This window comes from Mesorhizobium sp. B3-1-9, from assembly GCF_006439595.1.
Classification (GTDB): domain Bacteria; phylum Pseudomonadota; class Alphaproteobacteria; order Rhizobiales; family Rhizobiaceae; genus Mesorhizobium.
In genome coordinates this window covers 1-23551 of the sequence record NZ_VFTJ01000008.1, presented here as the reverse complement: position 1 = coordinate 23551, position 23551 = coordinate 1, and the positions used below count along the sequence as shown (strand labels likewise).

Here is a 23551-nt window from a genome sequence, read left to right as displayed (position 1 = left end):
TTCGGGTGTGCTGCAGATCGAGAGCCCGGCCGTTGCCTGCGGAATGATCCGGGCTCTCGATCTTTCAGCCTTCGGTCTTAAGGTTTTCCCGGGATATCAATCCGGAAGACCGAAGACGGTGAGCTGGCCGCCCAGCGTCGTGTAGTCGGCGAGTGCCGCGTAGCCACCGACCGCTCCGAGACCGGCCGTTCCAACGACCGCGGCCTGATCGCCCTGCGCGCGGCCCTGATCGACGGCGCCATGCCAAGCGGCGGCGTTGTCGGGTGACAGCAGTCCGCCGGCGAGGCCGATACCTGCCCATCCGCCGACACCGGACAGAACGGCGATGTACTGCTTGCCGTCATGCTCGAAGGGCGTGACGTTGCCGATGATGCCGGACGGGGTCTTGAACTTGTAAAGTTCCTTGCCGTGCTCATCGACTGCCTTGATGTAGCCTTCGAGCGTCCCGTAGAAGATGACGTCGCCAGCGGTCGCCAGAGCGCCCGACCACACCGAGAACTGCTCGGGCTTCGACCAGACGATCTCACCCTTGGCGGCATCCCAGGCAATGAAGTTGCCCATGTTGCCGTCACCGCCAGGCGCCGGATACATCGACACCGTGGCGCCCACATAAGGCTGGCCGGCCGTGTAGCTCACCTTATACGGCTCATAGTCCATGCAGACGTGGTTGGTCGGCACATAGAACAGCCCGGTCTTCGGCGAGTAGGCGGCCGGCTGCTGGTCCTTGGTTCCAAGCGCTGCCGGGCAGATACCCGTCGAGTTGGTGTCTTCGCCGTTCTGCTGCGTCGAATATTTCGCCACGACCTGCGGGCGGCCGTATTCCTTGCTGTTGGGGTCCATATTGACTTCGGTCGCCCAGTTAACCGCCGGGTCGTACTTCTTGGCGACGAGAAGTTCGCCGTTGGCGCGATCCATGGTGTAGGCGAAGCCGTTGCGGTCGAAATGCACCAGCACATCGTGCTTTTTGCCTTTGACCTCCATGCCGTCGACGAGAATCATCTCGTTGATGCCGTCAAAGTCCCATTCGTCATGCGGGGTCATCTGGTAGACCCATTTGGCCACGCCGGTGTCGGCATCGCGGGCGAAGATGGTCATCGACCAGCGATTGTCTCCGGGGCGCTGGACCGGGTTCCAGGTCGAGGGATTGCCGGTGCCGTAGTAGACGAGGTTCAGCTTGGGATCATAGGAATACCATCCCCAGGTCGTGCCGCCGCCCGTCTTCCACTGCTCGCCTTCCCAGGTATTCGTGCCGGAGTCCTTTCCCACCGGCTTGCCGAGCTGCGTGGTCTTCTCTGGATCGAGCAAGGTGTCCGCATCCGGACCTTCCGAATAAGCCTTCCAGGCGAGCTTGCCGTCCTTCAGATTGTAGGCGGCCAGCCAGCCGCGGACGCCGAATTCCGCGCCGGATACGCCGACGAGGACCTTGTCCTTGATGACCACCGGCGCCGATGTGCCGGATTCGCCCTTGCCGCCGTCGGTCTGTTCGCCGTTCTTGACCGACCACACGACCTTGCCGGTCTTGGCATCGAGCGCAACGACGGTGGTGTCGGCCTGGTTGAGAATGATCTTGCCGTCTCCGTAGGCGACGCCGCGATTGACCGTGTCGCAGCACATGATCGGAATGACGTTGGTGTCTTGCTTGGGTTCGTACTTCCAGAGGATCTTCCCGTCATTGTCGAGATCGAGGGCGAAGACGGTGTTCGGGAACGGTGTGTGAACATACATGACGTTGCCGATGATCAGCGGTCCGCCCTCGTGGCCGCGCAGCACGCCGGTCGAGAAGGTCCATTTGACCTGCAGGTTCTTCACGTTTTCCTTGGTGATCTGCTTGAGCTTGGTATACCGGGTGTTGGCGTAGTCGCCAGTCTGCATCACCCAGTCTTTCGGATTTTCGGCCATCTTCACGAGGTCTTCGTTGGCTGACGCTGTATAGAGTGCGCTTAACGACAGTAGCGCGGCGGTTGTTGCGATGTAGGTGGCTTGAGTAAGTGCGCGCATCAAATTCCTCCCATGTTGACAACAAGAAATCGGCAATCAAGCTCGCAAGAGCTTGTTCAGGCGATTGGTATTGGGAAGTATTTCCGGCAGCTGTCACGACCTAAACTGCAAGTAGCAGAGGAACTTTCCTATCCTCTACCAAATCAGCCTAGCCTGCACCCGCCCGGTTGGCCTACGAAAGACTGCCGCCGCTCCCTTGTTACAGCGATGTCCTTGAAGCCGGAAACAGGGTAAGGCTATGTCATTGCAAAATGTCAGGCAAGGAAAAACCCCCGCCTGAATTGTGCGCTGCAGCATTTATCTAGTGCGATGCAATATAAAATTTAGAGAAAAAAGACATTCAAAATTTCACCATGGTTAGAAGTTTAAAATCGAATGATTTCATATGCAATATCTAATATGATCGTATTATAGGCGTGATAAACTTCTAAGTATATTTCTAAATATTCTTGTGCCTCGTTTCGCTCGATATCTCTGGTTGTCCGCATTGATCTGGTTATGAAAAAATACTCGCTAAGATGGGCGCTGGGACGAGCCGTGAAGCTGCTTTGGAGAGCTGCCGTCGGTGGGAAAGGCATTCCTCCTTTGGTCCTATACCGGGGCGGTGAGAACTTGACCGGGCTTGCGGCATGCCGCCAACTGGGCACGATGGTGCTGCCTCGCTGCAGCGCGCGCGGGCAATCGGAGGAATTTCTCATGGTCAGATATGTTGGATTTTCGATCCTTCCGCTCCTCTTTTCGCCGGCAATGGTCCTTGCAAACCCGGCCGGCGCCGCGGGGGACTACCCGACGGCGACGATTGTCGACTACGTGCTCGGCTGCATGCAGACCAACGGCCAGACGCGTCAGGCGCTGGAGAGTTGTTCATGCTCGATCGACGTCATCGCCTCGATCCTCCCTTACGACCATTATGAGAGGGCCGAGACCTTCAAGAGCCTGTCCCTGACGACAGGCGAGAATGCAGGTCTGTTCCGCGAAAGCGCGCCGGCGAAAGCCGCGCGGACGGAGCTGAAGCAGGCGCAGGCCGAAGCCGACGTGCGTTGCTTCTGAAGCATCCGGGAAAGTCCGCAGTGGTTTTCCGTCCGGAACTGCATGGACCGGGGCGGTCAGGCCACGCCCGGAAATTTCTGATGGAACGATCGCAAAAGGCCGTTCGTCGCCTCGGGGCCGCGGTGTTGCCGGGGGAGCCCTATGTCGAAAACGCCGAGTACGTGCGAGGGCCTCGGCGCAAGCACGATGATGCGGTCCGCCAGCGTCAGCGCCTCGGTCAGGTTGTGTGTCACCATCAGGGCGGTCGTGGGCCTGGCCGACCAGACGTCGAGAAGCAGGCGCCGGAGTTGCCCGGCGGTCCGTCCGTCGAGCGAGACGAAGGGCTCGTCGAGGAACAGCACCGCCGGCTCGGTCGCGAAGGCGCGCGCAAGCGCCGCCCTTCGCGCAAGGCCTAGCGAAAGCTCCGCCGGATAGAGCGAGCGCATGCCGGCGAGACCGAGCGTGTCGAACAGCGCGTCAAGATTTTTCGCGCGCAGGTCTTTCGGCAGCGCCAGCCTGACATTCTGTTCCACCGTGCGCCAGGGCAGCAGGGTGGGTTCCTGGAACACGGCGGCTATGCGGTTCGAGCCGCCTTCGGGCAGCTGGAAAGAACCGGAGAACTGCCTGTCGATCCCAAGCAGAATGCGCAGCGTCGTGGTCTTGCCGCAGCCCGATGGCCCGAGCAGGCAGGCGAATTCGCCTTGTTGGACCTCGAAGGAAAGGTTCTTCAGCGCCATGACCGAGACGCCCTGCGCGGACCTGAAGGTTTTTTCGGCGATGTCGACCCTAAGCGGAGCGGCGGCGCCAACGGGTTGCATGTCGTTCAACGGGCTGCACCAGAAGAAGTTCGATCACGAGCATCACCGCCACGAATGCCAGCGTGTAGGCAAGAATGGCGGCGACGTCGAAAAGCTGGAAATAGAGGTGGATCTGAAAGCCCACGCCGTTGGAGCGGCCGAGCAGTTCGACCACCAGAACGATCTTCCAGATGAGAGCGATACCGGAGCGCGAGGCCGCGGCCAGATAGGGCTGCAATTGCGGCAGCAGGATATGGCGAAGGCGGTCGAGGGGACCGAAGCGGTAGACGGCCGCCATTTCGGCGTAACTCGGGTCCAGCGCCCTGGCGCCCTCGCGCATGGTCACCACGACATTCGGGATCTTGTTCACGGCGACCGCGCCTATCGCCGCCGCCTCGTTGAGGCCGAACCAGATATAGGCCAGCACGATGACCACCAGCGCGGGGATGTTGAGGAACAGGATGACCCAGGGGTTGAAGAACCGGTCCGCGCGGCGGTAGCTGCCGAGGAGGATGCCGATCGCCGATCCGACGATCATCGCGACGAGATACGCCGCGGCGACCCGGCCCAGCGTTGCGCCGAGGTGGTAGAAAAGGTCGCCGCTCGCCGCCTCTCTCAGCAGCACCTGCCAGACCTCACCTGGTCCCGGAAAGGCGGGACTCGGCCAGGTATTCGCCGCCAGGCTCCACAGCAGGCCAAGCCCGAGCAAGGAGACTGTCACCGTCAGCGCGGGCATCAGCGTCGCAGCGGAGCCGGAACGGCTGGAGATGCCGGCCGCTTCGCCGAGCGTGCGATCGCCACCGTCTCTTGCGGTCATTGCGGCGGCTCCCGCCAGAATGTGCCGGGCGCCATCTCCGGCGCGCTGCCGACCAGCTTTTCGCCGCCGATTCGGGCCAGCACCCGATAGAGCCTGCCGGCATCGACCGCCTCCTCGGCGACCGGCCGCCTGGGGATGCCCTCGCGGTAGCGTTCGCGCAGCTTGGCCAGCTCCTTGCCGTCCGCGCGGATGACCGGCGCGAGGCGCAGCCACTCTTCGTCGGACCTTGCCAGCAGATCCTTGGCCTGCGCGGAAGCCTTGAGGAAGCCGCGGGCGGCTTGCGGATTGTCGTTGGCCCATTTGTCGTGGAAGACATAGCCAAGCGCGGATACCGGACCCGATGCTCCGAGCGCCATCTGCGCGTCGCCGGCGCCGATCAGCCGACGAAAGCCGTCGGCCTCGAGCCTGGCGCAGAAGTGCCAGAAATTGAGCGCCGCATCGAGCTCGCCCTGAATGGCCTTTTGCGAAATCAGCGGCGGCGCGCCAAAGACGACATCGCTGACCGCCGGCAGGTCGATGCCGTGATCGCGCCTGGCCAGCGCCTGTATCAGCAGCCAGCTCTTGTCGATGGCTCCGCCGGCGACGCCGATCTTCTTTCCCTTGAGGTCTGCGATCGTGCGGATCGGCGATGCGTCCTTCACCATGATCGCCCCGACGGCGGTCGAATAGGGGGCCAATGTGACGTCGCCGCCCTCCGAGCGCTGGCGCGAGACCCACAGCCAATCGGTCACGATCATGTCGATCGCGCCCGCCAGCATCGCCACATTGGTCGCATCCTCCCCGGCGAAATTGATGACGTCCAGATCGATCCCGTTGGCGGCGTCGAACTTGTGCTGCTTCAGCGTATCAAGCTCCCAGCTCACCGTGCCGAACTTCAGCACGCCGATGCGAAGCTTGGACGCGGCGGAGGCGGCAACGGCGTGTGAGCCGAGAACCGCCGCCGTTCCAAGAGCCGCCAGACGGAGCGCTTCCCGCCGCGAAATCATGATGCGTCCTCCCGGGACTGCAACAAACCAGGGGCGCCGGTCAGATTGCCCGGTCCTTCGTCGGGAAAGCGCATTTCCAGCGCCTGACCTTCAAGGCCGGGTGTTCCTGCGACCATTTCGCGATTTCGCTGGGCGCCAGCATCATGCATTGGAACAGGGAGCCGCGACTTTCAAAATAGAGATGCTCGTCTCGGCAATCGCCGGGATTGGCACTCAGGCAAACCGTCAATATGAGGTCGACCATATTCATTCAGCACCTCTTGCGCGCGCGAAGACGCCCGCTCTGGCGAAATGCCGCCGCCCATTGCCAAGGCAAATCTCAGCCTGGATGAAACCAGCCTGACCGGTGTCCCGAGGTGCCCTTGGGAATCCAGAACGGCCTGAAGCTACGCGCTCGCCCCAGGACCGTCAACAAAGTCGAAAGTACAGGATAGGCTCTCTCGGGTGCGGCAGTCTGGACCTTCGTATGATTGACTTCCGCCATCCGCCGGTTAGCTTTTTGCTCGTGCCGGGGATTTGACGATTAATGAGGAATTGCCATGCGCGCTATCGCATTTTTCGCCGCCATATTCCTGGTTACTTTTATTACGGACCAATCCTACGCGCAGGATGCGGCGGCAGGCGAGAAGGTCTTCACCAAATGCAAGGTCTGCCACGTCGCGGACAAGGACCAAAACAAGGTCGGTCCGTCGTTGAACGGCGTCATCGGCCGCACGGCCGGCACGCATCCGGGATTCAGCTATTCCCAGGCCATGGTCGCGGCCGGAAAGTCCGGCGTCAAATGGGACGAGCCGACGCTGACGACCTATCTCCATGATCCAAAGGCCATGGTGAAAGGCACGAAGATGGCGTTTGCCGGCCTCAAGGACGACAAGGACGTGGCCAACGTCATCGCCTATCTCAAGCAATTCTCGAAGTGACGGCCTAGAGCGGTTCAGCGTTGATAGAATCGCCGAGCCGCTCTACGCGGCGTCACGCAGCCTCCGCATGGCGGAAGGCAGATCGAGCAAGCTGTCGCATACGAGGTCCGCGCCCAGCTCCTCGACGGGGACATGGGTGTAGCCGCCGCGCAGCAGAACGACCGGCATGCCGGCCGCGCGCGCGGCGCCGACGTCGCTGATGCTGTCTCCAACCATCAGCGCCTCGTATGGTTCGACGCCAAGCTGGTCGAGCGCCAGAAGCAGAGCGTCAGGCGCCGGTTTCAGGTTTGTCACCGCATCTCCGCCGACGATCGCGCCGAGATATTCCGTCAAGTGGAAATGCAGCAGGATTTCGCGCGTCGCCAATTGCGGCTTGTTGGTGGCAACGCCCATGGCCGTTCCGTTCAGATGGAAGTGGGTGAGAACTTCCCTGACGCCAGGCATCAGCTTCGTCAGCCCGGTCAGATGTCTGCGGTAGATCGGCGCCATGTCGCGATTGGCTTCCTCGAGAACGCTGCCGGCAAGCGGCGACCCCAAGGCGGCGAAAGCCCGCTCGACCAATTTCATGACACCGCCGCCGATCATCGCCCTGACCCGATCCACGCTGAGCGGCGGCAGATCGCGGCCGGCCAGCAGCTCGTTCACAGCCGCCGCGATGTCGGGCGCCGAATCGATCAGCGTGCCGTCGAGATCGAACAGGATCGCCCTTGGCGACCCAAACGGCTTGCTTGCGTCTTTCATGCGGCTTCCTTCCATTTGATCGAGCAGCCGATCGAAGCGATCTGGTCGCGCGGACCGTTACCCGTTCGGGCAACCTGCTTCATCGCCTCCAGCAGATCGCGTCTCAGCCCAGGCTGTCCGGCCTCGCGTCGCGATGCATCCAGCCGGCCACGATATTGCAGCGTCAGTTCGCCGTTGAGGCCGAAGAAATCCGGGGTGCACACGGCGCCATAGGCGCGCGCCACCGCCTGCGACTCGTCATGGAGATACGGGAAGGTGAAGGCGTTCGCCCTGGCGAAGAGCTTCATGTTGTCGAAGCCATCGTCAGGATAGGCGTCGGCATCGTTGGCGTTGACCGCAACAAAGCCGATACCCTCGGCCTTGAGGTCGTTGGCGTCGCGCACGATGCGCGAAATCACCGCCTTCACATAGGGGCAGTGATTGCAGATGAAGGCGACGACCAGCCCGTTGGGTCCGGCCTGGCCTAAGATCGAATGCGATCTGCCGTCGATGCCGGGCAAGACGGCGTCGACGCCTTGCCAGCCGAAATCGCAGACCGGTGGGATTGCCGCCATGTCATCCTCCGCAGGTGGTTCATGCGGCTCGCCGGACCGCTCCGTCGGCCGCCTGTCTGATCGCGCCGATATTGGCGCGATAGGCGGCCTCGGCGCCACCCTTGAAAACGGCGGAGCCGGCGACAAGCACATTGGCGCCGGCCGCGGTAACAAGGGGAGCCGTCTCGGGCGTGACGCCGCCGTCGATCTCGATGTCGATCGGACGCTGGCCGACGAGCGCCTTGACACGCCTGACCTTGTCGATGACCGCCGAAATGAAGGCCTGACCGCCGAAACCCGGATTGACGGTCATCAAAAGCACTAGGTCGAGCCGGTCGAGGACATATTCGATGACGCTTTCCGGCGTCGACGGGTTGAGCGACACGCCGGCCTTCTTGCCGAGGTTCCTGATCGCCTGCAGCGAGCGGTCGAGATGCGGCCCGGCCTCGGCGTGCACCGTGATGATGTCGCAACCGGCGTCGGCGAAGGCGGCGAGATAGGGATCGGCCGGCGCGATCATCAGATGACAGTCGAAGATCTTGTCGGTTCGGTTGCGGATCGCCTTGATCACCGGCGGGCCGAAGGTGATGTTGGGCACGAAATGTCCGTCCATCACGTCGAGATGGATCCAGTCGGCGCCCGCCCGCGCGACCGCTTCGACCTCGTCGCCGAGCCGCGAGAAATCCGACGACAGAACGGAAGGGGCGATGATGGTCTTTGCGGTCATTTGCCTTCTCCTTCCCCGGCGGGCAGCGTGAAGACACGGCTGGCGGTGATGTCCTCGGCGGAGATCGTCGACAGCGCCTTGGCGTCGAGCGGTCCCTTGGCGCTCTCGAACAGGCGATTGGCCTGCCGCAGCCGTGTCCGGTCGAGCGCGTTGCGGATCGAGCGGGCATTGGCGAAATGCGGTTGTGCGCGGCGGCGCGCGATGTAGTCGGCCATTGCGGCGGTTGCCTCGGTGTCGAACAGGTAGTTTTGCTTTTCGAGCATTTGTTCCGCGATCCTAAGAAGCTCGTCGTCGGAATAATCGGGAAAGTCGATGTGGTGGGCAACGCGTGAACGGAATCCCGGATTGCTTTCGAAGAAGCGATCCATGCGCTGCGCATAGCCGGCGAGGACGACGACGAGATCGTCGCGCTGGTTCTCCATCACCTGCAGCAGGATCTCGATCGCTTCCTGGCCGTAATCCCGTTCGTTCTCAGGGCGATAGAGATAATAGGCCTCGTCGATGAACAGCACGCCGCCCATTGCCTTCTTCAGGATCTCCTTGGTCTTGGGGGCCGTATGGCCGATATACTGGCCGACCAGATCGTCGCGGGTAACCGAAACCAGATGGCCCTTGCGGATATAGCCCAGGCGATGCAGCAGGTCGGCCATGCGCAGCGCGACGGTCGTCTTGCCGGTGCCCGGATTGCCGGTGAAGCTCATATGCAGCGTCGGCGTTTCGTGCGCGAGGCCCATGCGGCGGCGGGCCCGCTCGACCAGCAGGAGCGCCGCCGTCTCGCGGATGCGTCGCTTGACCGGGGCGAGCCCGATCAGATCGCGGTCGAGCTCGGCCAGGACGTCCTTGACGCCGGACGTTTCGAATTCCTCGCGCAGATCGATCGCCGCCGGGGCGGCGGCTTGCGGCACTTGCGTTTCGGCTAAGGCTGGCGCCGGCATGGTATTTTCCTCCTGTCGCGATGATTAGCCGTATCTCGCCCCGGCCGGCCTGTCGGCGGCGTAGGGCCTGGTGGTGTAGCGGATCATGCGGCCCGCGGTTTCCTGCCTGTCGAGCCGGTAGCCGGGTTCCTCGTCCGGGCGGTTCACGATGAAGGAGAGCTTCACCGATTCCCAGCCCTGCGAGGAATCGAAGGCGACGACGCGGATATAGCGATCGCCATAGAGCTTGCGGCATGCGTTGAGCTCCATCATCAGCGCCGCCGCGTCCGGATTGTCGAACATCGGGTGGCCCCACATGTCCCAATAGGTGTTGCGCGGGTGCGGGTCGTCGGTGAACTCGAGGCTGACGGCCCATTTGTTGTCGATGCAATACTGCACCTGCGCGCGGATCTGATCGTCGGTCAGGTCGGGCAGGAAGGAAAAGGCCCCTTGGGTTATGCGCATTGTCTGTCTCCTTATTCGGCGGCTGTTGCCACCGGAACGAAGTCCGGCGTGTCGGTCGAGGCGTAGTTGAATGTCACGTCCTTCCAGACGTCGAGAGCCTGCCGCAGAGGCAGGCATGAGCGGGCGGCGCGCTCGAGGATCTCAGGCCCTTCCCGCAGGTAGTCGCGACCCTCGTTGCGGGCGAGGATCATCGCTTCGAGAGCTACCCTGTTGGCGGTGGCGCCGGCCGCGATCCCCATCGGATGGCCGATCGTGCCGCCGCCGAACTGGAGCACGACATCCTCGCCGAGCAGGTCGATGAGCTGATGCATCTGGCCGGCATGGATGCCGCCCGACGCCACCGGCATCAGCTTGTTGAGCGAGGCCCAGTGCTGGTCGAAGAAGATGCCGTTCTCCAGCCGCATCGGGTTATGGTCCTCGCGGCAGATGTCGTAGTAGCCCCTTGTCGTCGCCGGATCGCCTTCCAGCTTGCCGACGACGGTGCCGGCATGGATGTGATCGACGCCGGCAAGCCGCATCCATTTGGCGATGACGCGGAAGGAAACGCCGTGCGACTTCTGCCGCGTGTAGGTCGAGTGCCCGGCGCGATGCAGGTGCAGAATCATGTCGTTCCTGCGCGCCCACTTCGCCATCGACTGGATCGCCGTGTAGCCGATCACGAGGTCGATCATGACGATGTTGGAGCCGAGCTCCCTGGCGAAGTCGGCCCGTTCGTACATGTCCTCCATGGTGGCCGCGGTGACGTTGAGATAGGTCCCCTTGATCTCGCCGGTCTCGGCCTGCGCCTTGTTGACCGCCTCCATGCAGTAGAGGAACCGCTCACGCCAATGCATGAAGGGCTGCGAGTTGATGTTTTCGTCGTCCTTGGTGAAATCGAGCCCGCCTTTCAGCGCCTCGTAGACGACACGGCCGTAATTGCGGCCGGAAAGGCCGAGCTTCGGCTTGACGGTGGCGCCGAGCAGCGGGCGGCCGAACTTGTCGAGGCGCTCGCGCTCGACGACGATGCCGGTCGCCGGACCCTGGAAGGTCTTCACATAGGCGACGGGAAAACGCATGTCCTCCAGCCGCAATGCCTTCAACGGCTTGAAGCCGAAGACGTTGCCGATGATCGATGCCGAAAGATTGGCGATCGAACCCGGCTCGAACAGGTCGAGATCGTAGGCGATATAGGCGAAGTACTGTCCGGGCGCGTTCGGCACGGGGTCGACCCGATAAGCCTTGGCGCGATATTTTTCGCTCGCCGTCAGCCGGTCCGTCCAGACCACAGTCCAGGTTGCGGTCGAGGATTCGCCGGCGACTGCCGCGGCGGCCTCAATCGGGTCGACGCCGTCCTGCGGCGTGATCCTGAACACCGAGATTATGTCGGTGTCCTTGGGCTCGTAGTCGGGCTCCCAATAGCCCATCTTCTTGTATTCCATCACACCGGATCTGTAGCGGTCCTTGCCGGTCACGGTCTCGGATTTGTTGGACATGAGTCTGGTCCTTTCCTTGCTTGGCGGACCGCCGCTCAGGCGGCTTTCGCGGTTGCGATCTGCGGGTCGAGCTTTCCCGCGGCGTAGCGTTTGGCCATCTCGTCCATGGCGACGACCTTGATCTTCGAGGCGTTGCCCGCGGTGCCGAAGCGTTCGAAGCGATCGCGGCAGAGGTCGCGCAAGGCGTCCATGGCGGGCTTCAGGAATTTTCGCGGATCGAATTCACGCGGATCCTGCGTCGCGACGCGGCGGAACTGCCCGGCCATGGCCATGCGGCAATCGGTGTCGATGTTGACCTTGCGCACGCCGTAGCGGATGCCGCGCTCGATCTCCTCGACCGGAACGCCGAAGGTCTGGGGCATCTCGCCGCCGTACTTGTTAATAATGTCCTGCAGCTCCTGCGGCACGGAGGACGAACCGTGCATGACCAGATGCGTGTTCGGCAGCTTCTCGTGGATCGCCTCGATCACCTGCATGGCCAGGATGTCGCCGTCCGGCTTGCGCGTGAACTTGTAGGCGCCGTGGGAAGTGCCGCAGGCGATGGCGAGCGCGTCGACGCGGGTGGCGGTCACGAAGTCGACCGCCTGATCGGGATCGGTCAGGAGCTGATCGTGCGACAGCGCGCCCTCCGCTCCGTGACCGTCCTCCGCTTCGCCCTGGCCGGTTTCCAGCGAGCCGAGCACGCCGAGCTCGCCTTCGACGGAAGCGCCGACCCAATGCGCCATGCGCGCGACGCGTTCGGTGATGGCGACGTTGTAGTCGTAGCTCGCCGGGGTCTTGGCGTCCGCCATCAACGACCCGTCCATCATCACCGAGGTGAAGCCGTGGCGGATCGCCGAAAGGCAGGTGGCTTCGTTGTTGCCGTGATCCTGATGGATGCACAGCGGAATGGCCGGATGGATCTCGGTCAACGCCTCCATCATCCTGGACAGCATGATGTCGTTGGCATAGGAGCGGGCGCCGCGCGAAGCCTGGATGATCACCGGCGCGTCGCAGGCCCTGGCCGCCTCCATGATGGCGAGGCCCTGTTCCATGTTGTTGATGTTGAATGCCGGCACGCCGTAACCGTGCTCGGCGGCATGGTCGAGGAGCTGGCGAAGGGTGATGCGGGCCATTGTCGGTCCTCCTAGATGATGAGTTTCAGCGCCGCCGCGGCGACGGCTTCGGGTGTGATGCCGAAATGCCGATACAGGTCAGGGGCGGGGGCACTGGCGCCGAAGCCGGTCATGCCGACAAAAGCGCCTGTGTCGCCGATCCAGCGGTCCCAGCCGAGACGGGCGGCCGCCTCGATGGCGACGCGCGGCGCCGAGCCGAGGACGGACTTGCGGTAGTCGGCTTCCTGTTCCTCGAACAATTCCCAGCACGGCATCGAGACGACCGCGGCGGCGACGCCGTGCTGGGTTTCCAGCCGTTCGGCGGCGGCAACGGCGATCTCGACCTCCGAGCCGGTGGCGATCAGCGTCACGGCGCGATGCGCGGATGGCTCGCGCAAGACGTAAGCGCCGCGGCCGGACCGGTTCCCGTGGCCATGTACCTGGCGCAGCGTCGGCAGGTTCTGGCGCGAGAGCGCGAGCACGCTTGGCCGCTTCCCGCTCTTCAGCGCCAGTTCCCAGCACTCCGCCGTTTCGATGATGTCGGCCGGGCGGAAGACATTGAGGTTCGGCGTGGCCCGCAGCATCGCCAGGTGCTCGACGGGCTGATGGGTCGGTCCGTCCTCGCCGAGGCCGATGGAATCGTGCGTCATCACATAGACGACGCGCTGGCTCATGAGCGCCGAGAGCCGCATCGCGCCGCGAGCATAGTCGGCGAAGCACAGGAAAGTGCCGCCATAAGGTATGAACCCGCCATGCAGGGCGATGCCGTTCATGGCCGCGGCCATGCCGTGCTCGCGAATGCCGTAATGAATATAGCGGCCTGCATAGTCGCCCGGCGCTATGCGATCCATGCCTTTGGTGATCGTCAGGTTCGAATGGGTCAGATCGGCGGAGCCGCCGACTGTCAGCTCGGTTGCGCCGTTGATCGCGGCGAGCGCCATTTCGGAGGCCTTGCGCGTTGCGACCTTGGTCGCCTTCTCGAGATGCTCCGCGCGGAAGGCGTTCAGCGCTTCGAAGACCGCATCGGGCAGCTTGCCGGAAAGCGCGCGCTCGAAGTCTTCGCGGCGCGCCGAGGCGGCAAGCCGCCGCTCCCAGGCGCGCCGCGCCGCCTGGCCGCGTTCGGCGATCTCGCGCCAAGCCGAAAGGATGCCGTGCGGCACCTCGAACGGCGCGTGGGCCCAGCCGATGTTTTCGCGCGTCGCGGCGATCTCCGCATCGCCCAGCGGCGCGCCATGCGTCTTTTCCGAACCCCCAAGATTGGGCGCGCCCTTGCCGATCACCGTACGGCAGGCGATCAGGGATGGCCGATCCGAATGCTGTGCTGCCTCGATCGCCGTGGCGACGGCTTCCATGTCATGGCCGTCCACCGACTGCACATGCCATCCGGCGGCTTTGAACCGGGCCGGCTGATCCATCGATGTCGACAGCGAGGTCGGTCCGTCGATGGAGATCGCGTTGTCGTCCCAAAGCACGATCAGGCGGGAGAGCTTCAGGTGACCCGCGAGGTCGATCGCCTCGTGGCTGATGCCTTCCTGCAGGCAGCCGTCGCCGGCGATCACATAGGTGTAGTGGTCGACGAGATCGGCGCCGTGGCGGGCCGCAAGCATGCGCTCGGCCAGCGCTATGCCGACAGCGGTCGAAATGCCTTGCCCGAGAGGACCGGTGGTCGTCTCGATACCAAGCGCGTGGCCATGCTCCGGATGCCCGGCGGTACGGCTGCCCAACTGACGGAACCGTTGCAACTCCTCGATCGGCATGTCCTGGTAGCCGAGCAGGTAATGCAGCGCATATTGCAGCATCGAGCCGTGCCCGGCCGAAAGCACGAAGCGGTCGCGATCAGGCCAATCCGGCGCCGCCGGGTCGATGGCGATGAAGCGGCTGAACAACACCGTCGCGACATCGGCCATGCCCATCGGCATGCCCGGATGTCCGGAACTGGCCTTCTGCACGCTGTCCATGGCCAGCGCGCGGATGGCGTTCGCCATGTCGCGCTCGGACACGGCGGCGGTGGGCTTCAATGCTGCCAGGCTGGTCATGGCATCCTCCTCACGACACACGTTTCTTGCGTTCGATCAATTGCAGGATGAGCGGCGTCAGGATCAGCTGCATGGCAAGGTCGAGCTTGTTGCCCGGCACCACTATGGAATTCGGCCGCGACATGAAGGAGTCGTGGATCATTGAAAGCAGGTAAGGGAAATCGATGCCGCGGGGATTGGCGAAGCGGATCACCAGCATCGATTCGTCGGGGGTCGGGATCCAGCGCGCGATGAACGGGTTCGACGTGTCGACGATCGGCACGCGCTGGAAATTGATCGCGGTTTGCGAGAATTGCGGGACGATGTAGCGGACATAGTCCGGCATGCGGCGCAGGATCACGTCCATCACCGCCTCGGTGGAATAGCCGCGCGTGGCGCGGTCGCGATGGATCTTCTGGATCCATTCGAGATTTATGACCGGCACCACGCCGATCTTGAGGTCCGCATGCCTGGCCAGATTGATCTTTTCGGTGACGACGCAGCCATGCAGGCCTTCGTAGAAGAGCAGGTCGCTCGGCGCGAATTCACGCCATTCGGTGAAATGGCCGGGCGGCGTGCCGTACTGCTTCTCCTCATCCTCGTCATGGATGTAGGTGCGGGTCTTCCCGCTCCCCCGGCGGCCATATTCCTCGAAAACCTCCTCGAGGATATCGAGCTCGTTCGCCTCGGCATGGAAGTGGGTGAAGTTCGGGTTGCCTGCCTTTTCCTGCTTGGCGACCTCCACCTTCATCGCGGCGCGATCGTAGCGATGAAAGGCGTCGCCTTCGATGAAGGCAGCCTCGATGTTCTCGCGCCGGAAGATCATCTCGAAGATGCGCTTGACCGAGGTCGTGCCCGCGCCCGACGATCCGGTGATAGTGATGATGGGGTGCTTCGCCGACATGGTTCCGCTCAGGCCCTGAAGAGTCCGCGGCGGCTGAACAGCGGCGCACGCTCGCCGATGGCGCTGGGTTCGGTGTGGTAGCGGGCGATCCGCGCGACTTCCCGCGCGGATCCGAAGACCACGGGTACGCGCTGGTGCAGGCTCTCGGGTTCGATTTCCAGGATGCGGGTGATCGCATCGGTCGCGGCACCGGCAGCCTGTTCGATCAGATAGGCAATCGGATTGGCCTCATAGACCAGCCGGAGCCGTCCCTGGCTGTAACCCCGGCGTTGGTCGCCGGGATACAGAAACACGCCGCCGCGCATCAATATGCGGTAGCATTCGGCAACCAACGAGGCGATCCAGCGCATGTTGAAATCCTTCTCCCGTGGGCCTTCGGTGCCTTCCAGGCAGTCATCGACATAAAGGCGCACGGCCTCGTCCCAGTGGCGGTAGTTGGCGGCGTTGATGGCGAACTCCTGGGTCCGCTCCGGAATGATCCGGCTTTCGTAGGCCTGGACGAAGGTGCCTAGCCTGGTCGAATGCACGAAGACGTGCGTGCCGCTGCCGAGCGACAGAACGAGCGCCAACTGCGGCCCGTAGATAAAGAAGCCGGCGCCCAGCATGTTCGCGCCTGCCTGCAAAAAGGAGGCGGCCGGATCGGCGTCCGGCGCGCCAGTTGCAGGGAGGAGCGAGAAAATCGTTCCGACCGACACGTTGGTGTCGATGTTGGAGGAGCCGTCCAGCGGGTCGATGGCGACGGCGAGGGGGGCTTGCCTGTCGAGCAGGACCGGCTGCTCCAGCTCCTCGGAGGCATAGAGCGCGACCGGGGCGCGACGCATGGCGTCAAGGAAGATATCGTCGGCGAAGATGTCGAGATCCTTCTGGACATCGCCGTCGGCATTGGCGCCGCGGGTCCCGGCAAAAGCGGCGCCGAGCGCTCCTTGGTTGATGGCATTGCGGACCTTGGTAGCCGCCTGCGTGAACTGACGGACGGTGGCGACGACCGCGGATCGGCGTTCGTCCGGCTGATCGCCGAGATAGGAGTTCAGAAAAGCGTCGAGCGTTGCCGCTGGCATCGTAACCTCCCGGTCCGGCGTATTTCCCAGGCGCCGGATGGAGAGATGAAATCAAACGGCCCAAGATAAGTAAAATTCAATAACTTTACCTTGGCACTAAAAATAATTTAGTATGCTGCATGAGGACTCTCACGCTCAAGCAATTCAAGACCGTCCAGGCCATCGTCAGCCACGGGAAAATCGTGAGCGCGGCCAAGGTGTTAGGCCTCTCTCCTCCAGCGGTTACGATCCAGTTGCGACAAGTGGAGGAGGAGTTCCAGCTGGCCTTGTTCGACCGGACGTCGGACGGCATGCGTCCTACTACCGCAGGGCTGGCCTTCGTCGAGGCGGCGCAGGCCATCGAGGAGCGGCTGCGCATGCTTGAAGACGAGATGGACGCCATCAAGGGCGTGCGCGCCGGCAGCCTGAGGCTCGGCGTCGTCTCCACCGCCAAATATTTCGCGCCGCGGCTGATGGCCGGCTTCATGAAGGAACATCCCGACATCGACATGCGGCTTGCCATCGGCAATAGAGCCGAAACGATCGACAGGCTGAAGAATCACGACATCGACATCGCGCTGATGGGCCGTCCACCCAAGGAAGTTTCGGTGCGCGCTTCGGTCTTCGGCGACCATCCGCTGGTCATCATCGCGCCGCCCGAACACAAACTGGTTTCGGCACGCGACATTTCCAAGGAAAGGATCGCCGAGGAGCATTTCCTGATCCGCGAGCCAGGCTCGGGCACGCGCATCTCGCTGGAGATATTCCTGAGCGACGTGCCTGGCCGGATCGACGATCTCGGCGTCGAGATGGGGTCGAACGAGACGATCAAGCAGGCGGTGATGGCAGGTCTCGGCATTGCCTTCATCTCCGCCCACACCATCGCCGCGGAAACGGAAGCCGGTCGGCTCGTCATTCTCGATGTGGCCGGGATGCCGATCCGCCGGCAATGGTTTTCGGTGATGCGCACCGATCACGTGATCTCGCCCGCGATGGCGACCTTCAACGATTTCCTGATGCGCAAGGGCGCGACTTACCTGCCCCTGTTCGGCAAACTGTATCCACATGCCGAAGCGGATGAAGCAGCGCAGACACGGCAAGCGAGAACGCCTGCAAGGCGGCCCAAGTGAAACGCCTGACATATCGGCTGTCGGGGATCGTGCGAAAAGGTTGGGGAAGGGCGTGAGCAATGGGTCATCGCCATGGTGGTCGGCAGGCCTGCATGGCATATTGCTAATGGAAGGGGTAGGGCAGCAATTCACACAAGGCGGAAGTGCAGCCAAACCTGCAGGCAAATCGCCATGCGTCCCGGCGTGGGGTTCGGGATTTCGAAGGGGAAGGGGCAATGCTTTATACAATCGTGATGATGGTCTGCATGACGACCGTGCCGCAGACCTGTGAGCAACGCGAGGAAATGGCGGACGGCCTGGCCATGAATCCCGGAGTGGCCTTCATGCAGGCACAGCCGCTGGTCGCGCATTGGCTGGACACACATCCCGGCTATTTCGTGCAGCGCTGGCGCGTGCTGCCCGGCCGGAGCAGCTAGAGCAATTCCAGGAAGAGTTATTTCTTCGCGGCAAGCGTCTCCGAGACGGTCTTGGCCAGCTGGTAAAGCCGCTGCTCGATTATCGTCGGCACGTCGCAGACGTAGGTCAGTGATTGCGCGCGCTCCGTGAAGATCCGCGTCGCGAAATTCAGCTGGTCGGTCCGCCGCTCGACCTCGTCCTGATCCGCGCCGGGCTTTGCTCGCAACGCATCGACGTCGGACGCTTGCTTGCGCAAGTCGGCGGCCATTTCGAGCTGCCTGTGGGCATAACGGGAAATGCCGGAAATGACGTGCGAACGTTCGGCGTCCATGTGGTCGAACATGCCCTGCACGAGCATCGCCATTTTCGGCGCAAGCTGCTCGGCCGGAAGCGATGCCGCAAAATCCCTGATTTTCTTCTGAGCGTCGCCGAGCGGCAGCCGCCGCGCCGAGACGTCCTCGACAAGGGCGGAGACCGATGAGTCGTTTGACCAGTCCTTGGCCGACGGCGGAAGGTCCGGCCCGTTCCAGACCTGGCCGAGCGACAATTGCGGCACCTTGCGCTGGACGCAGGGCCAGCCCGGATCGGCGGTCGCCGCCCCGGCATTCGCGCCCGGCGCTAGCATGGCGACCACAACCAGGCTGCGAGCAAGCATTCCCGTCATCAGGCATTTCCTCCCGTATCCTGCTTGCGGGTCATCAGGCCGCGCGAGGGGTCGTAGGCGATGATGGCTCCGGCCAGAAACAGCAGCGTGCATCCGGCGACGACGCCCAGCGACACCCAATCGATCTGACCGTAAAAGGCGAAGCGGATGAGTTCGACCGCGTAGGTGAACGGATTGACGATGCAGATCTTGTAGAGGAGAGGGCTGGCTTCCTGGATGCGCCACAACGGATACAAGGCGGGTGAGGCGAAATAGCCAGGGAATATGACGAAGTTCATGATGCCGGCAAAGTTTTCGAGTTGCTTGATCACCGAGGATAAAAGCATCCCGAGGGCGCAAAGCATCATGCCCGACAGAAACAGCGCCGGCAGCACGAACAGGTAGCCAAGGGGCGGCGCCTTGACGCCCCAGAACCAGGCCACGATCAGGAACGCGTAGACCTGCGCGATCGATACGGCGACGCCGGCGAGCATTTTGGACACCAACAGAAACCAGCGCGGAAACGGGCTGACAAGCAGGGTGCGCATATTGCCCATCTCGCGGTCGTAGACCATCGACAGCGAAGACTGCATGCCTGAGAACAGAAGGATCATGCCGCACAGGCCGGGCGTGATGTAGACCTCGTAAAGGACGTAGGTTTTATAGGGCGGTATGATCGAGACGCCGAGCACCTGGCGAAAGCCGGCGGCGAAGATGAACAGCCAGACGAGCGGCCTGACCAGCGAGGAGATGAAGCGCTCCCGTTGATGCAGGAAACGCAAGCACTCGCGCAGGACGATGCCCTTGAGGCAGACGAGATAGTGGCGCGGACCGAACGCGTCCGACCTCACCGGCGTGACGGAGGCGACCTTTTGCGGCATCGCGGACGTGCTCATGGCGAAATCTCCGCAATGCCGGTCGTCTCGCTGCGGTTGAGCTTCGAGAAGGCGTCGCGGATCGAACCGACGCCGCTGGCCTGGATGAGATCAGACACCGTGCCGCTGGCGACAAGGTTGCCCTGTCGCAGCACGACGGCATGGTCGCTGTCGGCGACTTCGTCAATCAGGTGCGTGGCCCACAGAACGCCGATGCCTTCGGTTTCGACGAGCCTGCGGATGGTGGCCAGGATGCCGGCGCGCGACTGGACGTCGAGACCGACTGTCGCCTCGTCGAGCAGCAGCAGGGAGGGGCGGTGGAGCAGCGCCCTGGCGATTTCGATCCGTCGCATCTGGCCGCCGGAGAGAGAACGGGCCTTGTCATGCTCGCGGCCCTGCATGTCGACCGTTTCGAGCAGGGCGGCGATGCGCTGCCGGGCCTCGCCGCCGCCGATACCGTGCAGCGAGGCGTGGTAGGAGAGGTTCTGGTACACGCTGAGATCGAGGTCGAGCGTACGTGCCTGGAACACGATGCCGACACATCTGAGCGCTTCGCCGGAAGCGCGGCGGATGTCATGGCCGAAGATGCGGATCGATCCATGGCGGGTGTCGTAAAGGTGGCTGATCAGCGAGAACAAGGTCGTCTTGCCCGCCCCGTTGAGGCCGAGCAGCACCGTGAAGGTCGCCGGGGCGATCGAGAAGGACACGTTGTTCAGCGCCCGTTTGGGACCGTAGGAATGGCTGACGCCGACGACGTCGAGCGCCGCCACCTCATTTCCCGACCCGCCTGTCCGTACATGCTGCACGCCCATCACCCTGTTCTCATGTGCGCCCGGTCCTCATTTGCCGGTTTTCATTTGATTGTGATCTTGCCCTTCAGGCCCTTGTCGGCAAGGTCGGCGACGGACCACGTGTATTCGCCGGGGCGCACGGTGTGGAACTGAACCAATATGGTTCCCGCATCGTCGAATTCGAGCCAGGCCGGTGCGCCGGCCATGTGCACCTCGAGATCGTTTATGACGATCTGGTCAATCCAGACGTTGCGCCAGAGATCGGTCATGAACTTGTATTCGAAGCCGCCGTGAGATGTGATCTTCCAGCGATAGCCTTGGCCGGCGACCAGTTCGAAATCCGTCCGATTGACGTCGTAGCTGGATTTGTCCGAGCCCAGGACAAGCTCGGGGAGGTTCTTGCTGGATCGCGTCACCTTCGGGGCATCATCGTCGTCGGCACTGGCCGCGAGCGGGGCAACCGCCAGTCCGACAAGAACGGCGAAGGCAATCATGCGACTGGTCTTCATGGAACGAACTTCCTGGCTTGCCTGGGACATCGCTAGTTCGGCGATATGGCCACGCCCCAGGGCTGCTGGCCGACGGTGAGCGACTGGACCGGTTCATCGGTCGTCGTGTCGATGAAGGTGATGTCGTTCGAGTTGCCGTTCGTGGTGATCAGCGTCTTCTGGTCGGGGGTGAAGGCGAGATGCCAGACGCGCTGGCCGACGAGGATGTATTTTTCCACTTCGTAGGTTTCGGTGTTGATCACCGCGACATGGTTTGCCGGGCCGAGCGCGACATAGGCCTTCTTGCCGTCGGCGGTTATGGCGATGCCGACGGGCTGGATGGTCTCGGCCCGCAATCCGTTGATCGCGAACTGGATTTTCTTCACCACCTGGCGCTTGGCGTTGTCGATGACGCTTACCGTGCCGCCGACCTCGGCGCTGACCCAGATCTGAGAGCCGTCGGGCTTGAATTCGGCGAAGCGCGGGCGTGTATCGACCAGGACGTTGTCGGTCACCTCATGGCTTTGCGTGTCGATGAAATGGGCCATGCTGGTGGTTTCGGAGGTGTTGACCATGGTCTTGCCGTCGGGGCTGACGCCCATGCCTTCCGGCTCGACGCCGACCGGGATCTCCGAGAGCACCGCCTTGCTCGCGACGTCTACGACGGTAACCAGATTGTCGTCCTCGTTGGCGATGTAGAGGGTCTTGCCGTCGGGCGAGAGCACGAACAATTCAGGATCGGGCCCGGAGGGCAGGTCGCCCACGATTTGAAGGCTCGACGTATCGATGATCTGGACCGTGTCGTCGTCGCTGGCGCACAGATAGACGAACTTGCCGTCGGGCGAAATCGTGATGCCGCGCGGCCGCTGCCCGACATCGACGGTCTTGATCACCTTCATCGTCGCCGTGTCGACGACGGTCATGGTGTTGTCCTTCTCGTTGGAGACATAGGCCGTATAGGCCGATGCCGGACCGGCCATGAGGCCGGTCGCGAGAAAGGCGAGTGCACAAGCTCGTCCTTGCACCGATTTTCCTCCCGATTGCTTTTTACTTAAGGGCGCATTTCGTCTCCGGCTGGTCGACGCCGAGCGTGTCTAGCTCGGAAACCTGATGGAGGTAGCCCTCCTGCGGCGAGGTCGAGACGACCGACTTGGCGTCGCTGAGCAGGATCGGCTGGCGCAACTGAAGGTTCCATTTGCGGAAGGTCAGCTTCTGGCCCTTGAAGGCGGCGACCGAGAAATCGTCCGAGCGGATATAGTCGCTGATCTTTTTCGGATCGTCGCCATTGGTGCGCGTGGTGGCTTCGCCGACGGCCCGCACGGCCGTCCAGGCCAACATGTCTTTGGACAACATTCGCCGGCCCGTCGTCCTCAGGAACCGGCTTTGCATCTGGATGCCGCCCCACTGCTCACTCGCGGGATGCCATGACGAGGCGACAAGCCCGGCCGTGCCCGCGACCGGGCGCGGCGTCCAGGTGCGGTAGGGCACATAGGTTCCGAATACCTCGCTCTCGTCGGCGACCAGCACCACGTCGTGCTCCGGCAGGTCCTGCGTGAACACGGAAATCTGCTGCTGGATCTGCGTGGCGCCGGTGTCGGTGCGCCTGGCGGTGCCGGAGTCCTTGAACTCCTTCTCCGCCACGATCTGGCCACCAAAACGGGCAGCCGCGCGGCGCAACGCATCGGCGTAGAGATGGTCCTGCTCATGCGAGCCGTAGAGCAGCACCCAGTTCGGCCATTTCTTCACCATGAGATATTGCGCCAGCGCGTCGGCCAGCATGCTGCGCGTCGGCGCGATGTGGAAGACGTTTATGCGGCAGTCCTCCTCGCGCAGGCTGTCGTCGGTGGCGCCGATGTTGAAGATCAGCACGCCCTTGTCGCGCGCGATGTCGGCGATGGACAGCAATTGCCTGGCCGAGAGGTCCGCTACCACATAGCGGTCGCCCTTGACGATCAGGTCGTCGAATGCCTGAACCACATCGGCGTCCGGCTTTATTTCGGTGATGTCGAGGCTGAATTTCTGGCCGAGGAACGTTCCTGTCGTATTGTTGTCGCCGATCGCCACCTTGGCGCCGGCAACACCCTCGTCCCTTGGCGGCAGGTCGAGCAGGGAAAGCGTCAGCTGCGGCGCGTATGCCCGCAAATAGCCTATCTTGATTTCGGTGATCTTCTTTTCAGGCTTGGCCGTTGCGGCCGGTTGCTTGCTCGCTTCCTGAGCCGGCGCACCGGAAATGTTGGCGGCCAGGAAAAGAAAGCACAAAAAGGTCGTGAGAGTGCTCGGCACCGCGCTCGTCATCGATAACATTACCCACTCTCGTGCCGGGTCCAATCCTATCGGACCGGCGCCAAGCCAAGGTGCCCGCGGAAAACTTAGCGGACGTGTTGGATTTATCAAACCTTGTAAGCTGACCTGCCACTTCTGCTTTAGTCCTATTCGCCGCCGGCAAGGCGGCCGGCGATCAAGTGGATCGCGGCATGCCGAACTGCGCGGAAAGTTCCCGGTCGATCCTCGAGATCAAGCAACGCGTCTATCGGGTGGCCACCTCGAAACAGGTGAAGGGTGGGGGGACCTTGGTAGAATAGACTTATGAGGTAGACCGTTCGATTATTGCTAGCTCACTACGGCTTGGAAACGGTATTTTTGTTGTCTGGCGGACGTCACGTCCGCCGGAACATGAAGTTTTTCGACTGCCTTGGGAGGAGTGCCTCATGAAAACGCGTGCCGCCGTTGCCGTTGCCGCCGGAAAGCCGCTTGAGATCATGGAGGTGGACCTCGAAGG

The 23551-nt window shown here is 62.8% G+C and carries 24 protein-coding genes; 4 read left to right on the top strand and 20 right to left on the bottom strand.

The features are described 5' to 3' along the window. Nucleotides 1-96 precede the first annotated feature (96 nt). Nucleotides 97-1998 (bottom strand): methanol/ethanol family PQQ-dependent dehydrogenase, encoded by a 1902-nt coding sequence (locus FJW07_RS16230; RefSeq protein WP_140857540.1) that lies wholly within the window; start codon nt 1996-1998, stop codon nt 97-99. A 696-nt stretch (nt 1999-2694) separates the two neighbouring features. Here FJW07_RS16230 and FJW07_RS16225 point away from each other — a divergent pair. Then, nucleotides 2695-3048, top strand: coding sequence for a hypothetical protein (locus FJW07_RS16225; protein WP_140640327.1), 354 nt, complete (start codon nt 2695-2697; stop codon nt 3046-3048). Between the two features lie 56 nt (nt 3049-3104). Here the strand turns inward: FJW07_RS16225 and FJW07_RS16220 are convergent, their stop codons facing one another. The 3 genes from FJW07_RS16220 to FJW07_RS16210 all read right to left on the bottom strand — a co-directional run bounded on the left by FJW07_RS16220 (nt 3105) and on the right by FJW07_RS16210 (nt 5630). Further along, a complete protein-coding gene (locus FJW07_RS16220; protein ID WP_140640833.1) occupies nt 3105-3845 on the bottom strand; it encodes an ATP-binding cassette domain-containing protein in 741 nt (246 codons plus the stop codon). Then, the gene (locus FJW07_RS16215; protein ID WP_140640831.1) at nt 3814-4560 is read right to left on the bottom strand and encodes an ABC transporter permease; all 747 of its coding nucleotides are present in this window, start codon (nt 4558-4560) and stop codon (nt 3814-3816) included. The genes FJW07_RS16220 and FJW07_RS16215 overlap by 32 nt, the downstream gene beginning before the upstream one ends. Before the next feature lie 77 nt (nt 4561-4637). Beyond that, nucleotides 4638-5630, bottom strand: a complete 993-nt coding sequence (locus tag FJW07_RS16210; RefSeq protein WP_140857538.1) for an ABC transporter substrate-binding protein — start codon at nt 5628-5630, stop codon at nt 4638-4640. 536 nt (nt 5631-6166) lie between these two features. Between FJW07_RS16210 and FJW07_RS16200 the strand changes: the two genes are divergently transcribed. Then, nucleotides 6167-6547 (top strand): cytochrome c family protein, encoded by a 381-nt coding sequence (locus FJW07_RS16200; RefSeq protein WP_140640321.1) that lies wholly within the window; start codon nt 6167-6169, stop codon nt 6545-6547. Nucleotides 6548-6589: 42 nt separating this feature from the next. On the opposite strand, the gene gph is transcribed toward FJW07_RS16200, so the two are convergent. Genes gph through FJW07_RS16150 form a run of 10 tightly spaced genes read right to left on the bottom strand, consistent with a single transcriptional unit; the run spans nt 6590 to nt 16470 of the window. Next, nucleotides 6590-7288 (bottom strand): phosphoglycolate phosphatase, encoded by a 699-nt coding sequence (gph, locus tag FJW07_RS16195; RefSeq protein WP_140857537.1) that lies wholly within the window; start codon nt 7286-7288, stop codon nt 6590-6592. Then, nucleotides 7285-7842 carry a thioredoxin family protein gene (locus tag FJW07_RS16190; RefSeq protein ID WP_140857535.1) on the bottom strand — a complete coding sequence of 186 codons (558 nt, stop codon included), beginning with the start codon at nt 7840-7842 and terminating at the stop codon, nt 7285-7287. The genes gph and FJW07_RS16190 overlap by 4 nt, the downstream gene beginning before the upstream one ends. A gap of 19 nt (nt 7843-7861) precedes the next feature. Then, nucleotides 7862-8548, bottom strand: a complete 687-nt coding sequence (gene rpe, locus FJW07_RS16185; protein ID WP_140677572.1) for a ribulose-phosphate 3-epimerase — start codon at nt 8546-8548, stop codon at nt 7862-7864. Further along, nucleotides 8545-9483, bottom strand: a complete 939-nt coding sequence (gene cbbX, locus FJW07_RS16180; protein WP_140784155.1) for a CbbX protein — start codon at nt 9481-9483, stop codon at nt 8545-8547. Before cbbX ends, rpe begins: the two co-directional genes overlap by 4 nt. 24 nt (nt 9484-9507) lie before the next feature. Continuing rightward, a complete protein-coding gene (locus FJW07_RS16175; protein ID WP_140784154.1) occupies nt 9508-9927 on the bottom strand; it encodes a ribulose bisphosphate carboxylase small subunit in 420 nt (139 codons plus the stop codon). Nucleotides 9928-9938: 11 nt separating this feature from the next. Beyond that, complete coding sequence (locus FJW07_RS16170; protein ID WP_140857533.1) at nt 9939-11399, bottom strand: form I ribulose bisphosphate carboxylase large subunit; 1461 nt, start codon at nt 11397-11399, stop codon at nt 9939-9941. Between the two features lie 35 nt (nt 11400-11434). Continuing rightward, on the bottom strand, nt 11435-12514 hold the full coding sequence (gene fba, locus FJW07_RS16165) for a class II fructose-bisphosphate aldolase (RefSeq protein ID WP_140784152.1): 1080 nt from the start codon (nt 12512-12514) through the stop codon (nt 11435-11437). Between the two features lie 11 nt (nt 12515-12525). Next, a complete protein-coding gene (tkt, locus tag FJW07_RS16160) occupies nt 12526-14529 on the bottom strand; it encodes a transketolase (protein WP_140857531.1) in 2004 nt (667 codons plus the stop codon). A gap of 10 nt (nt 14530-14539) precedes the next feature. Continuing rightward, nucleotides 14540-15412, bottom strand: a complete 873-nt coding sequence (locus tag FJW07_RS16155) for a phosphoribulokinase (RefSeq protein WP_140784150.1) — start codon at nt 15410-15412, stop codon at nt 14540-14542. 8 nt (nt 15413-15420) lie between these two features. Continuing rightward, entirely contained in the window at nt 15421-16470 is a 1050-nt protein-coding gene (locus FJW07_RS16150; RefSeq protein ID WP_140857529.1) for a class 1 fructose-bisphosphatase, read from the bottom strand. Nucleotides 16471-16589: 119 nt separating this feature from the next. Between FJW07_RS16150 and FJW07_RS16145 the strand changes: the two genes are divergently transcribed. Together FJW07_RS16145 and FJW07_RS16140 are read left to right on the top strand one after the other, a co-directional pair. After that, the gene (locus FJW07_RS16145) at nt 16590-17579 is read left to right on the top strand and encodes a LysR family transcriptional regulator (RefSeq protein ID WP_140652888.1); all 990 of its coding nucleotides are present in this window, start codon (nt 16590-16592) and stop codon (nt 17577-17579) included. Between the two features lie 215 nt (nt 17580-17794). After that, nucleotides 17795-17995, top strand: a complete 201-nt coding sequence (locus FJW07_RS16140; protein ID WP_140640301.1) for a hypothetical protein — start codon at nt 17795-17797, stop codon at nt 17993-17995. A gap of 17 nt (nt 17996-18012) precedes the next feature. Here FJW07_RS16140 and FJW07_RS16135 read toward each other — a convergent pair whose 3' ends face one another. The 6 genes from FJW07_RS16135 to FJW07_RS16110 all read right to left on the bottom strand — a co-directional run bounded on the left by FJW07_RS16135 (nt 18013) and on the right by FJW07_RS16110 (nt 23067). Next, the gene (locus FJW07_RS16135; RefSeq protein ID WP_140640299.1) at nt 18013-18639 is read right to left on the bottom strand and encodes a hypothetical protein; all 627 of its coding nucleotides are present in this window, start codon (nt 18637-18639) and stop codon (nt 18013-18015) included. Then, entirely contained in the window at nt 18639-19499 is an 861-nt protein-coding gene (locus FJW07_RS16130; protein WP_181182021.1) for an ABC transporter permease, read from the bottom strand. Before FJW07_RS16130 ends, FJW07_RS16135 begins: the two co-directional genes overlap by 1 nt. An 11-nt stretch (nt 19500-19510) precedes the next feature. Continuing rightward, entirely contained in the window at nt 19511-20305 is a 795-nt protein-coding gene (locus FJW07_RS16125) for an ATP-binding cassette domain-containing protein (protein ID WP_181182649.1), read from the bottom strand. 41 nt (nt 20306-20346) lie between these two features. Further along, nucleotides 20347-20793 (bottom strand): hypothetical protein, encoded by a 447-nt coding sequence (locus FJW07_RS16120; protein WP_140857527.1) that lies wholly within the window; start codon nt 20791-20793, stop codon nt 20347-20349. Nucleotides 20794-20825: 32 nt separating this feature from the next. Then, nucleotides 20826-21752 carry a YVTN family beta-propeller repeat protein gene (locus FJW07_RS16115; RefSeq protein ID WP_181182648.1) on the bottom strand — a complete coding sequence of 309 codons (927 nt, stop codon included), beginning with the start codon at nt 21750-21752 and terminating at the stop codon, nt 20826-20828. 67 nt (nt 21753-21819) lie between these two features. Further along, entirely contained in the window at nt 21820-23067 is a 1248-nt protein-coding gene (locus tag FJW07_RS16110; protein WP_140857806.1) for an ABC transporter substrate-binding protein, read from the bottom strand. Nucleotides 23068-23551 lie beyond the last annotated feature (484 nt).

Coding starts and splice junctions, on each gene's coding strand:
- FJW07_RS16230 (WP_140857540.1), bottom strand. CDS start 1,998: ATGCGCGCACTTACTCAAGCCACCTACATCGCAACAACCGCCGCGCTA.
- FJW07_RS16225 (WP_140640327.1), top strand. CDS start 2,695: ATGGTCAGATATGTTGGATTTTCGATCCTTCCGCTCCTCTTTTCGCCG.
- FJW07_RS16220 (WP_140640833.1), bottom strand. CDS start 3,845: ATGCAACCCGTTGGCGCCGCCGCTCCGCTTAGGGTCGACATCGCCGAA.
- FJW07_RS16215 (WP_140640831.1), bottom strand. CDS start 4,560: ATGCCCGCGCTGACGGTGACAGTCTCCTTGCTCGGGCTTGGCCTGCTG.
- FJW07_RS16200 (WP_140640321.1), top strand. CDS start 6,167: ATGCGCGCTATCGCATTTTTCGCCGCCATATTCCTGGTTACTTTTATT.
- gph (WP_140857537.1), bottom strand. CDS start 7,288: ATGAAAGACGCAAGCAAGCCGTTTGGGTCGCCAAGGGCGATCCTGTTC.
- FJW07_RS16190 (WP_140857535.1), bottom strand. CDS start 7,842: ATGGCGGCAATCCCACCGGTCTGCGATTTCGGCTGGCAAGGCGTCGAC.
- rpe (WP_140677572.1), bottom strand. CDS start 8,548: ATGACCGCAAAGACCATCATCGCCCCTTCCGTTCTGTCGTCGGATTTC.
- cbbX (WP_140784155.1), bottom strand. CDS start 9,483: ATGCCGGCGCCAGCCTTAGCCGAAACGCAAGTGCCGCAAGCCGCCGCC.
- FJW07_RS16175 (WP_140784154.1), bottom strand. CDS start 9,927: ATGCGCATAACCCAAGGGGCCTTTTCCTTCCTGCCCGACCTGACCGAC.
- FJW07_RS16170 (WP_140857533.1), bottom strand. CDS start 11,399: ATGTCCAACAAATCCGAGACCGTGACCGGCAAGGACCGCTACAGATCC.
- fba (WP_140784152.1), bottom strand. CDS start 12,514: ATGGCCCGCATCACCCTTCGCCAGCTCCTCGACCATGCCGCCGAGCAC.
- tkt (WP_140857531.1), bottom strand. CDS start 14,529: ATGACCAGCCTGGCAGCATTGAAGCCCACCGCCGCCGTGTCCGAGCGC.
- FJW07_RS16155 (WP_140784150.1), bottom strand. CDS start 15,412: ATGTCGGCGAAGCACCCCATCATCACTATCACCGGATCGTCGGGCGCG.
- FJW07_RS16150 (WP_140857529.1), bottom strand. CDS start 16,470: ATGCCAGCGGCAACGCTCGACGCTTTTCTGAACTCCTATCTCGGCGAT.
- FJW07_RS16145 (WP_140652888.1), top strand. CDS start 16,590: ATGAGGACTCTCACGCTCAAGCAATTCAAGACCGTCCAGGCCATCGTC.
- FJW07_RS16140 (WP_140640301.1), top strand. CDS start 17,795: ATGCTTTATACAATCGTGATGATGGTCTGCATGACGACCGTGCCGCAG.
- FJW07_RS16135 (WP_140640299.1), bottom strand. CDS start 18,639: ATGACGGGAATGCTTGCTCGCAGCCTGGTTGTGGTCGCCATGCTAGCG.
- FJW07_RS16130 (WP_181182021.1), bottom strand. CDS start 19,499: ATGCCGCAAAAGGTCGCCTCCGTCACGCCGGTGAGGTCGGACGCGTTC.
- FJW07_RS16125 (WP_181182649.1), bottom strand. CDS start 20,305: ATGGGCGTGCAGCATGTACGGACAGGCGGGTCGGGAAATGAGGTGGCG.
- FJW07_RS16120 (WP_140857527.1), bottom strand. CDS start 20,793: ATGAAGACCAGTCGCATGATTGCCTTCGCCGTTCTTGTCGGACTGGCG.
- FJW07_RS16115 (WP_181182648.1), bottom strand. CDS start 21,752: ATGGCCGGTCCGGCATCGGCCTATACGGCCTATGTCTCCAACGAGAAG.
- FJW07_RS16110 (WP_140857806.1), bottom strand. CDS start 23,067: ATGACGAGCGCGGTGCCGAGCACTCTCACGACCTTTTTGTGCTTTCTT.